Genomic DNA, 15,258 nt, shown 5'->3' with positions numbered 1-15,258 from the left:
GCGCTACTGCTTTCGCAGCCAGCGCTTGACCGCCTCGGCCGGCACCGTCATCGCGGCGACGCCGGCCATGACGAGCAAGAGGCCGAGCGCGAGGTTCGACGGCACGGATTCCCCGAGCAGGATCACCGACAACGCGACGCCGATCGGAATCCGCAAATAGCCTTGCGCATTCGTCGTCAGCGTGCCGAGCCGCGTCAGGCACATGTAGAACAGCATCAGGCCGAATGCGCTGGAGAAGATGCCCATCACGACGGTGGCGACCAGCGCTTGCGGCGTCGGGTGCAGGGTCCAGGGATGGTCGACGATCAGCGCGACCGGCAGCAGCACGGTGCCGCCGAACAACAGCGAGCCCGCAGCGACCACCATCGGATCGTAATCCGACAGCCGAAGTCCGAAGATCGTGGCGCAGGCGAACGAGACGGTGGCGAGCAGGATCGCGATCTCGGCGAAGATCTCCTTGCCGAAGCCTGAGAGCGCGTCGAGGCCGATGATCGCGACCGTGCCGGCGAGGCCGAGGATCGCGCCGACCAGCTTGAGCAGCGAGGCCGGCTCGTGCCGCGTGATCGCCCAGGTGATCAGGAAGGCGAAGATCGGCGTCGTCGAGGCCAGCACCACGGTGTTGGATGCCGGCACGTAAAGCTGCGCCCAGGTGATCACCAAAAAAGGGATCGTGGAGTTGATGGTCTGCTGGAAGGCGAACAGCTTCCAGGCCTTGATGTCGGTCGGGATGCGGATGCCGCGAACGCGCAGCACGATGAGCAGGAAGGCGGCCGCCACCAGCGAGCGCGCGGAAATGAAGGTGACCGGCGGGATCGAGCCGAGCCCGATCTTGGTCAGCGGGTAGGTCGAGCTCCAGCAGCAGGCCAGCGCCAGCAGCAGCGCATAGTCGCGCCAGCCGCGCGCGCCCGGCGTTGACGTGGACGGGGTGGATGTAATCGCGGGAGCCGTCACGCCGCCCGTTTTCGCTGTGCTCTTCGGCACCTTGATTTGGCTCCCTTCGCGCATTGGCGCGCGAAGCAGCAATCTAGCGTGGCGGTGCGGTGCAAGGCTAGGGTATTGAATTTACGCCGATATCCCGTTTGGAGGAATTGGCCGGCTGCGTCTGTGAGATTGATGCTGGCGTCGTCCGGGTACCAATCCAACGCCTCCGGCGTATGTTACCGTTTTGTGACTTGGCCCACACGGGCGTCTGGCGCGTCCTGCTAGGCTCAGCATCATGACGAAACATTTCAGATTACCGATCATTTTCACTGCGCTCGTCGTCGCAACGCAATCCTTCGCTGCGGAGACCAAGGGCGCCGGCTCAACCTTCGTGGCGCCGGTGATGGCGAAATGGATCGATGCCTACAAGGCAAAGACCGGCAACACCGTCAGCTATCAATCGGTGGGTTCGAGCATCGGCGTCGGCCTGATCAAGAAGGCCGCCGTCGATTTCGGGACGAGCGATATGCCGCTGGACCCGAAAGAGCTGGATAGGCTCGGCATGGTGCAATTCCCGATCGTGATCGGAGGCGTCGTGCCGGTGGTCAACATCGCGGGCGTCAAGCCCGGCCAGATCCAGTTCACCGGACAACTGCTCGCCGACATCTATCTCGGCAAGGTCAGATCGTGGAGCGATCCGGCCATCCAGGCGGTCAATCCCGATCTGAAGCTGCCGCGCACGGCGATCACCGTCGTGCATCGCCTCGATGGATCGGGGACGACGTTCAATTGGTCGAACTATCTTGCGAAAGTCAGCGCACAGTGGAAGGCAAGCGTCGGAGAGGGCACGTCGGTCGAGTGGCCGGTCGGGCTCGGCGGCAAGGGCAACGATGGCGTCGCCTCGCTCGTCGGTCTGATTCCCGGGTCGATCGGCTATCTCGAATACGCTTACGCGCTACAACGGCTCGACCGGATTTCCTTCGGCCTGGTGCAAAACAGCGCCGGCAATTTCGTCACCCCGGACGCCGCATCGTTCCAGGCTGCGGCGTCGAGCGCGGACTGGACGGCGACGCAGGATTTTTACCTGGTCCTCACCAACGCTCCCGGCGAGGACGCATACCCGATCACGGCCACGACCTTCGTCCTGATGCACAAACAGCCGAAATCGCCCGACGGGTCAGCAACCGCGATCGACTTCCTGCGCTGGTCATTGCAGAGTGGCAAGCCGCAGGCTCAATTGCTCAACTACGTTCCTTTGCCAGCCACGCTGGTCGAGCAGATCGAGCAATATTGGCAGCACAATTTCGAGGCGCTCACGGCTTCGGCAGCGGCGTCCGGAAGGCGCTGACGCCGTATCTGTTGATTGCAGAACGATGGACGCCGCTCCGACGTCCATCGCGTGAGCTTCGCCTGAAATGCCGGACCATGCGCTAGCGCAGGACCTGGCCCAGCACCTCGCCGTCGACCTGCTGCGGTGCCGAGCCGAGGATCCGCATGATGGTCGGCGCCACGTCGATATTGCGCATGTGCCGCACCACGGTGTCCTTGCGGATTTGCGGCCCCGCGGCGATGAACGTCGCGCTCATCACCGGAAGCTCGGGGTCGTGACCGTGGGCGCCATAGAAGTTCGGCATCGACAGCATGGTGGTTGCCGCGTTGAACGGCGCGTCGCCCTGGCGCGCGACGCCGGGGTTCTGGATGCCGTCGAAATTGTAGCCGGGCGCCATCAGCGCGAACACGTCGCCATAGTCCTGGCCGATGGTCTTGCTGATGCATTGTCCGGTTCCGGCGTCGCATTGCAGCGGCCGGGTCTCGACGACAGTGAAGATGCGCTGGTCCTTGAGTGAGTAGTTGAAGCGGGCGTTGGGGTCGACCGCGTTCTTCACCGCGTCGGTGATCTGCGCCACCAGTGTGCGGTAGGTCGCGAGATCGACGGTGCCGCCGAGCTCGCGGTTCTGCAGGTTGACGTAGATGTCGGCGGCGGGGCCGGACGTGCGGATCCCGACCTTGCTGGTGTCGATCCCGGCGTTGCGCAGGATGTTGGTGAGATTGACCGAGGTGTGGAACGGCGCGAAGCCGTGGTCCGACACCACGATCACGTTGCTGTCGCGGCCCGCCGCATCGGCAATCTGCTTCACCGCTCTGTCGGCTGTCTGGTAGGCGAAACGGATGTAGGACGCGTAGCGCTTGACCTTGGCAGCATCCTGGTTGGCGCCGATCGAATTCGGGTCGGTCGGGTTGGTGCCCTGGCGGGGATCGGTCAGCAGGAACTGGTGCTCGGAGCCGTCGGGCTGCTCGATATAGACCATGACGAGGTCGGCGTCCGGATGCGTCTTGATCGCGCGCTCGGCGATATTGGCCTGGTAGCGCACGAAGGTCTTCACCATGTCCTCGTACATCGTCTCGATCTCGACGTCGGGGAAATTGGTGAAGCCCGGGCTCAGCCGCTCCGGAATGCGGAAGTCGGCCTGCGGACGCCAGAACCCGATGTTGTTGTTGATGTCGTCGACGTCGGCGAGAACGGGCGTGTTGCGCGGGATGTAGTTGGCGCCGTAGCGGGCGAAGCGCACCACCGAGAGATCGGGAGACAGCGCAGAGACGAAGTACGCGGCACCAACCTTCGCCCCGCTGCCTTCAAAAAAGAACGGTGCGTTCTCGCTGCCAAACTTGACATAGGCCGGCCCGGTCGACGGCGCGTGGAACGGGCCTGCGGTGATGCCTCTGATAGCATCGAAGAACACCAGCGTGTCGTAGTTCACCTTGCGATCGTTGGTGGTGTCGATCGCGGCCACGCGGATCGAATATTTCACGTCGAGCGTCGAGGGGTTGGTGCAGGTCGCGGTTGCCGCGGCGGAGCAGGAGAACGTCTCGATCGGTGCCGAGGTCACCAGCACCGGGCTGAACGAGAAATGGCCGGCAGCCTGCAGCGCGGCCACGATGCTCGGGTCGGCCGTGAAGTCGCCTCGCGACAGCGAGAAGCCCTGAGCCCCGATGCCGCCGAACGCGCCGAACGGGACTGTGAAGTCGGTGATGCGGGTCGGCTGGGCCGGCTGCACCACGGTCTTGTTGATGGAGATGTCGGCGCCGTCGCCGCCGGGCCAGGTCGCCGTGACGACCTTCTTGCCCTGCTGGCGCAACTGCACCCACAACGGCACCGCCGTCGGATGCGGCGATGGCCCGAGCGGGTTCTCGCTGTAGCCGCCGATCGGCGCCGCAAAGCCGCTGATGCTGCCGGAGATCGGCCCGACGATCGGCTCGAACGTATTCGAGGGGATGTCGTTGTGGACCGCCGTCGAACCGGTCGCGATCGCGATATGCGACACCGCGGTGAGCGACGGTGACGCCGTGACGTTCTGCAACGCCACCGCGCCGCGCCGGCTGAGCCGGGCGAGGCCGCCGTCGCGCGGCAGTACGCCTTCCTCGATGAACTTCTGGATGAAATCTGGCTTGGCACCGTCGAGCGAGATCATCACTACACGCGGCTTGCGGCCATGATGACCACCGTCATGGTCCTGATCCTGATCGGCATCGTGACCGCGAGCATCGTCAACGCCGCGAACACCATTATCGCCGTCTTGACCGGCGCGCGCCGGAGTTGCAGTCCACGCCAGCGATGCGACAAGCGACATCGCCGTCGTCACGGAAACGAACGTCTTCAATTTCATGAGAATGCCCCAATTTCGCTGCGCGAACGCACAAACGGAAACGTCGAGCAATCTTCGGGGGCTTGGCTGACGGGCATGTGACGCGCGCGCGACGACGCAACGACAGTGCGTCGATGCGTCACAACGGCAGTTCGTATTGCCTCACGCGAAGAACGCGCGTGAACACAACGCGCTAGGGCCGCGCTTTCGATTCAAATTTGTGCCGATGTAACGGCTGGATGACGGCGTGTGTCCACAGCTGCCACGACCTTTACGCCGTTGCCTGCGCCGGCGCTCTGCGCTTCACCCGCTTGATGGTGCCGGAGAAGGTGAACAGCGGCCGCTCCGCCGATGTCAGCATGCCCCGCACGAAGATCAGCGACATGCCGGCGCGGGTGACCTCGCCGGTGCACTCGATCAGGTCGCCCTCGCGGGCGGCATCGAGGAATTCCGAGGCGAACGACACCGTGACGCCCGGGCCCTGGAGGACCGAGCCGGCGAGCGCGAACAGGCAGTAATCGGCGAAGGTCATGAAGCAGCCGCCATGGACGTTGCCGGAGCCGTTGAGGTGCTTCTTGCCGACCCGGAACGCGCAGGTGATGCGGCCGTTCTCGTCCATGCGGTGGTAAAACGGACCGGTATGGGTCTCGAAATTGTCCCGGGTCCAGGTTCGCCAGCCGGCGAATTCGCCCTCGGTTTCGACGTGCAGGTCGGGGCGGCGGTTGAATGCGGTTTTGGCGAGCTCGTTCACGAAATATGGCCTTCAATTATCGGGTTCGGGTCCTTAAATCCGATCCATCCCCGTTGTGCAAATCCGGATGTAAATCCAAGTGCAAATCCCGGGCCGCGGCCAGCTGCCGCAAAGCTCTGGACAGGCCGGAAATGGGCCCTAAAAGGCCTTTTCGCCCCCGTTCGATATACCTATTAAGGGTCCCATGAACGCGCCCAAGAACGACCCCAGGAACGAGCCCCAAATCACCCCCGAACTCGTCGCCGCCCACGGGCTGAAGCCGGACGAGTACGAGCGCATCCTCAAGCTGATCGGGCGGGTTCCGACCTTCACCGAGCTCGGCATCTTCTCGGCGATGTGGAACGAGCATTGCTCGTACAAGTCGTCGCGCATCCATCTGCGCGGGCTGCCGACCAAGGCCCCTTGGGTGATCCAGGGTCCCGGCGAGAATGCCGGCGTGATCGACATCGGCGACGGGCAGGCCGTGGTCTTCAAGATGGAGAGCCACAACCACCCGAGCTACATAGAGCCCTACCAGGGCGCGACCACCGGCGTCGGCGGCATCCTGCGCGACGTCTTCACCATGGGCGCGCGGCCGATCGCCTGCCTGAACGCACTGAGCTTCGGCGCGCCCGAGCACCCCAAGACCCGGCATCTGGTGTCCGGCGTGGTCGCGGGCGTCGGCGGCTACGGCAATTCGTTCGGCGTGCCGACGGTCGGCGGCCAGGTTCGCTTCCACACCCGTTACGACGGCAACATCCTGGTCAACGCGATGGCGGTCGGCCTCGCCGACGCCGACAAGATCTTCTACGCGGCGGCCTCCGGCGTGAACATGCCGATCGTCTATCTCGGCTCCAAGACCGGGCGAGACGGCATTCATGGCGCCTCGATGGCCTCGGCCGAATTCGACGACGCCTCCGAGGAGAAGCGGCCGACCGTGCAGGTCGGCGATCCCTTCGCCGAGAAGCTCTTGCTGGAAGCCTGCCTCGAGATCATGGAAAAGGGTTGCGTGATCGCGATCCAGGACATGGGCGCGGCGGGCCTGACCTGCTCGGCCGTCGAGATGGGCGCCAAGGGCGATCTCGGCGTCGAGCTCGACCTCAGCGCGGTGCCGACCCGCGAGACCGGCATGAGCGCCTACGAGATGATGCTCTCGGAGAGCCAGGAGCGCATGCTCATGGTGCTCAAGCCCGAGAAGGAAAAAGAGGCCGAGGCGATCTTCCGCAAATGGGGGCTCGATTTCGCGATCGTCGGCTACACCACGCCGACCAAGCGCTTCGTCGTCAAGCATGCCGGCGACGTGATGGCCGATCTGCCGATCAAGGAGCTCGGCGACGAGGCGCCGGTCTATGACCGTCCGCACGTCGCCTCGAATGCGCTGCCGGTGATCCGCGGGCAGGACGTCACGCCGCCGGTCGGCATCGCGGACGCGCTGGAAAAGCTGATCGGCACGCCCGAGCTGTGCTCGAAGCGCTGGGTGTGGGAGCAGTACGACCACGTCATCCTGGGCAATACCATGCAGCGCCCCGGCGGCGATGCCGCGGTGGTTCGGGTCGAGGACGGGCCGAAAGGCCTTGCGCTCACCGTCGACGTCACGCCGCGCTATTGCGAGGCCGATCCGTTCGAGGGCGGCAAGCAGGCGGTCGCCGAAGCCTGGCGCAACATCACCGCGGTCGGCGGCCGGCCGCTCGCGATCACCGACAATCTCAACTTCGGCAATCCTGAACGGCCCGAGATCATGGGCCAGTTCGTCGGCTGCCTGAAGGGCATTTCGGAGGCCTGCCGCACGCTGGATTTCCCGGTCGTGTCCGGCAACGTCTCGCTCTACAACGAGACCAACGGCCGCGGCATCCTGCCGACGCCTTCGATCGGCGGCGTCGGCCTGCTCGACGACTTCACCAAGTCCGCGACCCTGGCATTCAAGGCGGCGGGCGAGGCGATTCTCCTGGTTGGCGACACGCAGGGCTGGCTCGGCCAGTCGGTCTATCTGCGCGACGTCTGCGGCCGCGAGGAGGGCGCTCCGCCGCCGGTCGATCTCGCTGCCGAGAAGCGCAATGGCGACGTGGTGCGCGGCATGATCCATGCCGGCACCGCGACCGCGGTGCACGACGTCTCCGACGGCGGTCTTTTGATCGCGCTCGCCGAGATGGCGATCGCAAGCGGCATCGGCGCGCAGCTCCTGGCCGCGCCGTCCTCGATCGTGCCGCATGCCTATTGGTACGGCGAGGATCAGGCCCGTTACATCGTCACCGTGCCGGCCGCCGACGCAGGCCTGGTGCTGGCCAAGATGAAGGGTGCCGGCGTGCCCTGCGCGCGCATCGGCACGACCGGCGGAGATGCCATCGCCGTCGCCGGCGAGGCGCAGGTATCGATCGAGAGCCTGTCGCGCGCCTTCGAGCACTGGCTGCCGAACTATATGCGCGGCACTGCCGCCTGATCCGAATGGATCAGGCGCTGCGGCGCATAGCAAAGATCTCAATGGCGCGATGAACCCTTCATCGCGCTATTTCTTTTCCGGGCATGATCCGGATCAGGCCTTACGTCGCGCCGCGGACCGCGCGCCAGGCAAAGATGATGATGCAGGCGCCGATGAAGCCGGCGACGAGATAGCTGAGCCAGCCTCCGCCGAGCGATACGCCGAGCAGACCCAACAGCCAGTTCGCCAGCGCGGCGCCGACGATGCCGAGGATGATGTTCATGAAGATGCCGGTTCCCGACTTCATGAACATCTCGGCGAGCCAGCCCGCCAGTCCGCCGACGATGATGGCGGCGATCCATCCAACTTGTGGGTCGTTCATCTCAGGACTCCCTAGGGTCAAGCAGTCCGGCCAGCATACCCGAGAATCATCTGGCGGCATGTGACCAAAGGCAGGTTGTGCGCAACTTGTCGGCCGCGAAAATGCCGTCAGCCCCGCCGCTTGCGCCGCGCCCGGCGTTCGGCCGCGGTGATCAGGATGCGCGGGCCCGGCCCCTGGGCGCCGAGCTTGTCGTCGCAATTGCGCAGCGGGCAATCGGTCACCGACAGGCAGCCGCAACCGATGCAGTTGAACAGCTTGTCGCGGAGGTCGGTGAGATCGTTGATGCGCTGCTCCAGCGTCTCGGTCCAGGCGCGCATCGCGCGCTCCCACTCGCGCACGGTCGGCGCGCGATCGAGCGGTATCGCGGCGAAGGTCTGCCTGATCTCTTCCAGCGGGATTCCGGCGCGCTGCGCGATCCTGATCACCGCGATCCGCCGCAGCACGCCGCGCATGTAGCGGCGCTGGTTGCCGCCGGTGCGCCGGCTCGCGATCAGCCCCTTGCTCTCGTAGAAGTGAAGGGTGGAGACGGCAAGCCCGCTGCGCCGCGCGACTTCGCCGACTGAAAGCTCCTGCGCAAGCGTCATTGACCAGCAATCCCGGATTGGAAGTCCTGCACTGGAAGTCGTGCATTGGAAGCCTTGCATTAGAAGTCTTGCAAGCTGCCAGCCTTGACCTCAACCATACTTGAGGTTCTATATCAGTTGCGGGCTTGCAGGGGCAAGCTTCCGGCCGACACGCCGGGGTTCGTTCTTGGAAGCGATATGCCGTCCGCATCATTTTCGTCGCGCCGCTGGCTCGGGCTTCGTGCCAAGCCGTTCGGCATCACCGTTCTGTTGCTCGTCTGTGCCGCGGCCGGCTTGTTTGCATGGCGCGCCGGCGGATCCAGCGCCTCGGCCAAGGCCACCGCCGAAGCGCCGCCGACACCGGTGGCGGCGATGGTGGTGCGGGCCGAAACCTTGCCGCGGTCGATCGAGGCGATCGGCTCGCTGCAGGCGGTACGGCAGGTGATTCTGGCGCCGGAGGTGGCCGGCCGCGTCACCGCGATCAATTTCGATGCCGGCACCGATGTCGCCGAGGGCGCGCCGCTGGTGCAGCTTTATGACGCGCCGCTGCGCGCGGCGCGCGCGGTCGCGGTCTCCAAGGGACGCTTTGCGCAGCTGCAGGAGAAGCGTTCGCAGGGGCTGGCGCCGTCCGGCTTCGTGACCCAGGAGACGCTGCAGCAGCGGCAGGAAGATCTGAAGCAGGCCGACGCCTCGCTCGACCAGCTCGATGCGCAGATCGCGCAGATGACGATCCGCGCGCCGTTCGCGGGCCAGATCGGCCTGCGCAAGGTCAATCTCGGCCAATACGTCAATGCCGGCGATGCGCTCGCGACGCTGACCGCGCTCGACCAGCTTTATGCCAATTTCACCGTTCCGCAGCAGCGCCTGTCAAATCTGAAGGTGGGAGGCGCGGTGACGATCCGTACCGATGCTTTCCCCGATCGGGTGTTCGAGGCAAAGATCAACGCCATCGAGCCGCAGGTCGCCGAGGACACCCGCAATGTCCTCGTGCAAGCCCTGTTTTCCAATCCCGACCGGCTGCTGCGGCCGGGCCTCTTCGTGATGGTGGACGTCGTGCTGCCGCCGCAGCCGGACGCCATCGTGGTGCCGGTCACCGCGATCCAGACCAGCGCATCCGGCGAGAGCGTGCTTGTCGTGCGCGACAACAAGGCGGTCGGCGTCGCCGTCAAGACCGGGCAACGGATCGGCGAGCGCGTCGTGGTGGAGCAGGGGCTTGCACCAGGCGATCACATCGTCACCGCGGGCCAGCTCCGCGTCATGCCGGGCGCGGCCGTCCAGACGACCATGGCGCAGACGCCGGAGAAGGGACGCTAGCCCCGCGCGCGGCGCCCGAGGAATCATCATGCATTTCACCGACATCTTCATCCGCCGGCCGATCCTTGCGACGGTCGTCAGCCTGCTGATCCTCCTGATCGGCGCCGCGGCCATGGTCTCGCTGCCGGTGCGGCAATATCCCAGCATGGAGAGCGCCACCATCCAGGTCGACGTCTCGTTTCCCGGCGCGACCCAGGACGTCATGCAGGGCTTTGTGACGTCTGTGATCGCGCAGTCGATCGCGACCGCCAACGGCATCGAGTACATGACCTCGAACTCGACGCTCGGCCTCAGCCAGATCAAGGCCAAGCTGGTGCTCAACGCCAATGCTGACCGCGCCATGACCGAGGTGCTCGCCAAGGTGCAGCAGGTCAAGTACCGGATGCCGGCCGGCGTGTTCGACCCTGTCATCACCAAGATCACCGACGGCGCGTCGGCGGTGCAGTACATCGCCTTCACCAGCGACACGCTGACGCCGGCGCAGATCACCGACTTCGCCACCCGCGTGGCGCAGCCGCTGCTCACCTCGGTGCCCGGCGTGGCGTCGGCCGACACCTCGGGCGGCTCGTCGCTGGCGATGCGGGTGTGGATCGATCCGTTCAAGCTCGCGGCGCGCGGCTTGACCGCGGCCGATATTTCCGCCGCGCTGCGCTCCAACAACGTGCAGGCCGCGCCCGGGCGATTGCGCGGCGAGATGACCGTCACCAACATCACGGCGGCGACCGATCTGCGCAATCTCGACGATTTCCGCAAGATGGTGATCAAGACCAGCGCCGGCGGCGGAGGCCTGGTGCGGCTCGGCGACGTCGCGGCGCTCGAGATCGGCGGCGAGAATTACGATTCCAATGCGCGCGACAGCGGCAGGCCCACCGTCTACATCGCGGTGCAGCCGACCCCCGACGGCAACCCCCTGGAGATCGTCGCCGCCACCGCCAAGGTGATTGAGGACCTCAACCGTGTGGCACCGCCCGGTTTGAAGGTCGCCGACGTCTTCAACATCGTGCACTTCGTCAAGGCCTCGATATCGGAGGTGCAGCATTCGCTGGCCGAGGCGATCGCGATCGTGGTGGTGGTGATCCTGTTGTTCCTGGGCTCGTTCCGCTCCGTGCTGATCCCCGTGGTCACCGTGCCGCTGTCGCTGGTCGGCACCGCCGCGATGATGCTGGCGCTCGGCTTCTCGATCAATCTCCTGACCTTGCTCGCGATGGTGCTGGCGATCGGGCTGGTGGTCGACGACGCCATCGTGGTCGTGGAGAACATTCATCGCCACATCGAGGAAGGACGGAGCCCCGGCGACGCGGCCCTGATTGGCGCACGCGAGATCATCGGTCCCGTGATCGCGATGACGATCACGCTCGCCGCGGTCTATGCGCCGATCGGCCTGATGGGCGGCCTGACCGGCAGCCTGTTCCGCGAATTCGCCTTTACGCTGGCGGGCTCGGTGGTGGTCTCGGGCGTCATCGCCCTGACCTTGTCGCCGATGATGAGCGCGCAGCTGCTCGGCGAAGCCACCTCGCACGGCCGGTTTGCCCGCTTCGTCGAGCATCAGTTCTCAAGGCTGTCGCGCGGCTACGGCCGGCTGCTGGCCGCGACGCTCAAGATGCGCGCCGCAGTGCTGCTGTTGGCATTCAGCGTGCTAGCGGCGATCCTGGTGCTGTTCCTCGGCAGCCAGCGCGAGCTCGCGCCCTCCGAGGACCAGGGCTATGTGTTCACGGTGCTTCGCGCGCCGCAATATGCCAGCGTCGACTACACCACGCGCTCCTCTGACCAGATCGACCAGCTGTTTCGCTCGTTTCCCGAATACCACGCGAGTTGGTTCATCAACGGTACCGACGGGCAGAACCACGCCTTCGGCGGCATCACCCTGACCGATTGGGACAAGCGCAAGCGCTCGGCCAACGACATCCAGAACCAGCTCTACGGCATGTCCTACGGCGTGCTCGGCGCCAGCGTGACGCCGTTCCAGCCGGCCGCGCTGCCGGCGGCGACCGGCGGCCTGCCGTTCCAGATGGTGGTGCGCTCGGCCGGCGATTTCGCCACCATCTACCAGGAGGTCGAGACGCTGAAGCAGGCTGCATGGAAGAGCGGGCTGTTCGCCTTCGTCGACAGCGATCTTGCCTTCGACAGCCCGACCGCGCGGATCACCATCGATCATGCCAAGGCGGCCGAGGCCGGGGTCAGCATGCAGACCATCGCCGACACGCTCGCGGTGCTGGTCGGCGAGAACTATGTCAACCGCTTCAATTTCTTCGAACGCTCCTACGAGGTGATCCCGCAGGTGCGCCAGGCCGACCGGGTCACACCCGAAGGGCTCGGAAACTTCAACGTCCGCTCGAGTTCGGGGCAGATGTTCCCGCTGTCGACGGTGATCAAGGTCAACGTCAAGCCGGAGCCGAACCGGCTGCCGCAGTTCAATCAGATGAACGCGGCGACGATCTCGGCGGTGCTGAAGCCCGGCGTGACCATGGGGCAGGCGGTGTCGTTCATGCAGGCGCAGAAGCTGTCGCCGGGCATGACTGTCGACTGGCTGTCGGACAGCCGGCAATATGTGCAGGAGGGCAACCGCCTGATCGTCACCTTCGGCATGGCGCTGATCGTGATCTTCCTGGTGCTGGCGGCGCAGTTCGAAAGTTTTCGCGATCCGCTGGTGATCATGGTCACGGTGCCGCTCGCGGTTTGCGGCGCGCTGCTGCCGCTGTATTTCGGCTTCACCACGCTGAACATCTACACTCAGATCGGCCTCGTCACCCTGATCGGGCTGATCTCCAAGCACGGCATCCTGATGGTGAGCTTCGCCAACGAGATCCAGCATCATGAAGGGCTCGACCGGATCGCCGCGATCCAGAAGGCGGCCGCGGTGCGGATGCGGCCGGTGCTGATGACGACAGCCGCAATGGTCGCGGGCCTCGCGCCGCTGCTGTATGCCGACGGCGCCGGCGCGGCGAGCCGCTTCGCCATCGGCATCGTGGTGGTGATGGGCATGCTGATCGGCACGCTGTTCACGCTGTTCGTGCTGCCGACCTTCTACATCCTGATCGCGCGCGACCATCGCGCGGCGGCCGCCCCGCGGCTCGAAAGCGTCGCGGCGAGGGGCGAGATTGCGGCGTGATTAGAGCACGTATTTCGAGCCGGGAATCTTGCGCAGCACGGCTGTGACCGCCCAGCTCAGCGCCACGGTGGCGAAGAAGGCGATCGCGGCCTTGGCGAACGCCGGCAGCTCCATATCGAACAGCCAGTATTGCAGCCACAGCACGATCGGATAGTGCACCAGGAACATGCCGTAGGCGTCGCCCTGCATGCGGTCGAGCAGCGTCGGGCCCGACGATTTCGATTGCAGGAAATAGGCCAGGATCGCGAACAGGATCGAGGCGCTGAACAGCACGTAGAAGCTGCCGTAGATGGCGAGATACCAGCCGGGCAGCGGATCGGGGTTACCGATGATCATGCGCTTGATGTAGATCATCACCCACATCAGGCAGTAGGGGATCAGCGTGATGCCGGTCCAGAACCAGCGCCGTTCGGTCAGCCGTCCGTGCGCGCTGAGCACGCCACCCTCGAGGTTCGCCGCGCCGATGCCGGCGCCAATGAAGAAATAGGCGGCATACAGCAGCACGCGGCTCGCCTGCACCGAAAACGGTCCGAGCTCGAACCAGTAGTTCTGGCCGTAATGGACAAGCATCGGCAGGTAGACGGCGGCGCTGACGACAACGAGGAACAGCCAGAATTTCGAGGGACGCTCAAATCCCTTGATCGAGAGACGGTTGATCGGGTCGAGCAGATGCGGCGACACCCGGTATAGCAGGCTCGCCGTCAGGTCGAAGGCCATCAGGACATAGACGAACCAGATCGGGCCGCTCGGCCATGGCCCGAATGTCATGGTTCTCCGCCAGAACTCGGAGAAGCTCAGCTCCGGCGTCGCGCGCAGCGCGATCGCGTAATAGGCGATGGGAATCACGGTGAACGCGCAAATCACGAACGGCAGGCCGAGCCGCAGCAGCCGATCGCGCAGGAAGATCGGCCACGACTTGCGGCCGAGTCCGGGCCAGACGAACAGTCCCGACAGGAAGAAGAACATCGCCATGAAGAAGCTGTCGGTGGCGAGCACCACGCAGTCGAAACCGATCCACGATGTCGGGTCGGTGTGCCCGAAATAGGTGTAGGGGATCACCGCGTGGTGCAGCAGCACGACCAGCGTCAGGAAAGTGCGCGCGCGGTCCAGCGCGACATTGCGCTTGTGGAGCTTCGGTGCTGTCTGGACGTCGACGGCCGGAGCCGCGTGAGCAATCGATTTCATGGTGCCACCAGCCGGGTCTGCAGCCTGATGTTGCAATCGGGAACCTGATTCAGCAAGGCCCAATCGGCCGGATGGGGGAGAATCGAGGTCGGTCATCTCGGCGAAGCTGTTTCGTTTTTGGAACTGCGGTCGGGTGCGCGCGTTCTCGTCCGACCTGGCGGACACGCGCGGCTATGAGGTGCGAGCAATGACAATTCTGAAATGGGCGCTGATCTTCCTTGTTGTATCGATCATCGCGGGTTTGCTTGGCTTCACCGGCATTTCCGCCGCCTCCGCCGACATCGCCCGCTTTCTGTTCTATGTCTTCGTCGTGATCTTCCTGGTGCTCCTGATCCTCGGGCTCACGATATTCAGGGTATAGTCGGGATCGGCCCGAACGCTCCCGACGTCATGCCGCGGCCTCGCCCGGGCATTGCCGTTTTGCAGGCTAGGTCAGCGCGCGACGGAAGGCCGGGCGCGACACCCGGCGCTTGCGGCAGGCGACGATTCCCCTAGGCGACTTCCTCGATCTTGACCTTGTCCGGATAGAAGGCGAGGTGGCCGGCGATCTCGGTCATGGCCGGAAAGGGCTCCTCATAGGTCCAGATCGCGTTGTCCAGCGTCTTGCCGTTGGCCTTGATGCTGAAGTAGCTCGCATCCCCCTTGTACGGGCAATGCGTGGTCCGCTCGGTGCGGGTCAACAGCTCCATGTTGGCGTCCTGCCGGGGGACATATTGCACGGCCGGATAGCTCGCTTCCTTTAAGGTCAGCGCATGGGTAGTCTCGGCGATCACGACGCCGTCGGCGGTGACGCGGACGCGCTTGGCATTGGGCGTGATCGTGATCGGATGGTCGGGGCCGGGGAGCTTCATGGTTCTGCGCCTCTTCTGGTCATTTCGGCGTGATGGCTTGTGACCGATTGATGCAGGTTTAAATCGCTGGGAATGGGAATATAGTGTGCCCGGGATGACCTAGAAGACCCCAAGCGCTAGGTTTTATCCTTAGGTTTATCTGG

General features: G+C 64.9%; 13 protein-coding genes. 6 read left to right on the top strand and 7 right to left on the bottom strand.

What is annotated here, in order from left to right; translation table 11 throughout:
• Positions 1 to 3 precede the first annotated feature (3 nt).
• Positions 4 to 981, bottom strand: coding sequence for a DMT family transporter (locus E2I15_RS16520; protein WP_137480035.1), 978 nt, complete (start codon positions 979 to 981; stop codon positions 4 to 6).
• 235 nt (positions 982 to 1,216) lie between these two features.
• Between E2I15_RS16520 and pstS the strand changes: the two genes are divergently transcribed.
• Entirely contained in the window at positions 1,217 to 2,269 is a 1,053-nt protein-coding gene (gene pstS / locus E2I15_RS16515; protein WP_137480034.1) for a phosphate ABC transporter substrate-binding protein PstS, read from the top strand.
• Between the two features lie 82 nt (positions 2,270 to 2,351).
• Here the strand turns inward: pstS and E2I15_RS16510 are convergent, their stop codons facing one another.
• A complete protein-coding gene (locus E2I15_RS16510; protein WP_246668185.1) occupies positions 2,352 to 4,391 on the bottom strand; it encodes an alkaline phosphatase family protein in 2,040 nt (679 codons plus the stop codon).
• Positions 4,392 to 4,412: 21 nt separating this feature from the next.
• Here E2I15_RS16510 and E2I15_RS39240 point away from each other — a divergent pair, with 21 nt between their 5' ends.
• The gene (locus tag E2I15_RS39240) at positions 4,413 to 4,667 is read left to right on the top strand and encodes a hypothetical protein (protein WP_246668184.1); all 255 of its coding nucleotides are present in this window, start codon (positions 4,413 to 4,415) and stop codon (positions 4,665 to 4,667) included.
• A gap of 169 nt (positions 4,668 to 4,836) precedes the next feature.
• Here E2I15_RS39240 and E2I15_RS16505 read toward each other — a convergent pair whose 3' ends face one another.
• Entirely contained in the window at positions 4,837 to 5,316 is a 480-nt protein-coding gene (locus tag E2I15_RS16505; protein WP_057018395.1) for a PaaI family thioesterase, read from the bottom strand.
• Between the two features lie 184 nt (positions 5,317 to 5,500).
• Between E2I15_RS16505 and purL the strand changes: the two genes are divergently transcribed.
• Positions 5,501 to 7,732 carry a phosphoribosylformylglycinamidine synthase subunit PurL gene (purL, locus tag E2I15_RS16500; protein WP_137480032.1) on the top strand — a complete coding sequence of 744 codons (2,232 nt, stop codon included), beginning with the start codon at positions 5,501 to 5,503 and terminating at the stop codon, positions 7,730 to 7,732.
• 100 nt (positions 7,733 to 7,832) lie between these two features.
• Here purL and E2I15_RS16495 read toward each other — a convergent pair whose 3' ends face one another.
• Entirely contained in the window at positions 7,833 to 8,093 is a 261-nt protein-coding gene (locus E2I15_RS16495; RefSeq protein ID WP_016843463.1) for a GlsB/YeaQ/YmgE family stress response membrane protein, read from the bottom strand.
• Positions 8,094 to 8,200: 107 nt separating this feature from the next.
• Positions 8,201 to 8,677 (bottom strand): redox-sensitive transcriptional activator SoxR, encoded by a 477-nt coding sequence (gene soxR / locus E2I15_RS16490; RefSeq protein ID WP_057018397.1) that lies wholly within the window; start codon positions 8,675 to 8,677, stop codon positions 8,201 to 8,203.
• Between the two features lie 177 nt (positions 8,678 to 8,854).
• On the opposite strand from soxR, the gene E2I15_RS16485 reads away from it, so the two are divergent.
• Both E2I15_RS16485 and E2I15_RS16480 read left to right on the top strand, forming a co-directional pair.
• Positions 8,855 to 9,970, top strand: coding sequence for an efflux RND transporter periplasmic adaptor subunit (locus tag E2I15_RS16485; RefSeq protein WP_137480031.1), 1,116 nt, complete (start codon positions 8,855 to 8,857; stop codon positions 9,968 to 9,970).
• 28 nt (positions 9,971 to 9,998) lie between these two features.
• Positions 9,999 to 13,079 (top strand): efflux RND transporter permease subunit, encoded by a 3,081-nt coding sequence (locus E2I15_RS16480; RefSeq protein WP_137480030.1) that lies wholly within the window; start codon positions 9,999 to 10,001, stop codon positions 13,077 to 13,079.
• On the opposite strand, the gene E2I15_RS16475 is transcribed toward E2I15_RS16480, so the two are convergent.
• Entirely contained in the window at positions 13,080 to 14,264 is a 1,185-nt protein-coding gene (locus E2I15_RS16475; RefSeq protein ID WP_137480029.1) for an acyltransferase family protein, read from the bottom strand. It lies immediately after the preceding gene.
• 187 nt (positions 14,265 to 14,451) lie between these two features.
• Between E2I15_RS16475 and E2I15_RS16470 the strand changes: the two genes are divergently transcribed.
• Positions 14,452 to 14,625, top strand: coding sequence for a DUF1328 domain-containing protein (locus E2I15_RS16470; RefSeq protein ID WP_024582607.1), 174 nt, complete (start codon positions 14,452 to 14,454; stop codon positions 14,623 to 14,625).
• 130 nt (positions 14,626 to 14,755) lie between these two features.
• On the opposite strand, the gene E2I15_RS16465 is transcribed toward E2I15_RS16470, so the two are convergent.
• Positions 14,756 to 15,115: a DUF427 domain-containing protein gene (locus E2I15_RS16465; RefSeq protein ID WP_016843469.1), complete on the bottom strand. Its 360-nt coding sequence runs from the start codon at positions 15,113 to 15,115 to the stop codon at positions 14,756 to 14,758.
• Between the last annotated feature and the right edge of the window lie 143 nt (positions 15,116 to 15,258).

Source organism: Bradyrhizobium sp. BR2003 (assembly GCF_009720285.1).
Taxonomy (GTDB): Bacteria; Pseudomonadota; Alphaproteobacteria; order Rhizobiales; family Xanthobacteraceae; genus Bradyrhizobium; species Bradyrhizobium elkanii.
The sequence above is the reverse complement of the archived record's forward strand: the minus strand, read 5'-3'. Positions and strand labels throughout refer to the sequence as shown.